Below are 402 nucleotides of genomic sequence, written 5' to 3'. Positions count from 1 at the left end.
ATTGATGAATTAGTCAGAGTGGTTGAGGGAAAAAGAGTCGAAGATCCGTGGGATCCTCAACGTGCTGCGTGGGTGTTATCTGACCTGACTGACGCAGCCTCGGCTGTGCTCGCTGATCGAAGTTCTCGGTTAGTAACCGTCTTGGAAGGTGACCAATCAGTCGCTGAAAAACAGATCGCAGATCTCCTCCATGAATTGGTCATGCGCTCCGATATTGAATGTACAGTGGATCCGGAGAGAGTTCGGACAATCGTCTCAGACGTGGACCATGAAGAGCAAAGTGACTCCATAGTCGGGACGCTAATAGACGTGCTGCTCAGATTGCGACGACTAGCAAGCTAAACGTGCTATAGCTGGTATAGCCTCTGCTACATCAGAGAATTGCTCACAAACCTCGACTTG

1 protein-coding gene is annotated in these 402 nt (G+C 49.8%); it reads left to right on the top strand.

Translation table 11 applies throughout. From position 1 onward, the window contains the following. Positions 1–342: hypothetical protein (locus tag EXE42_RS19870; RefSeq protein ID WP_206750767.1), on the top strand; the 342-nt coding region annotated here is incomplete at its 5' end. Between the last annotated feature and the right edge of the window lie 60 nt (positions 343–402).

This window comes from Halorubrum sp. SP3, from assembly GCF_005435195.1.
Classification (GTDB): Archaea; Halobacteriota; Halobacteria; order Halobacteriales; family Haloferacaceae; genus Halorubrum; species Halorubrum sodomense.
The sequence above is the reverse complement of the archived record's forward strand: the minus strand, read 5'-3'. Positions and strand labels throughout refer to the sequence as shown.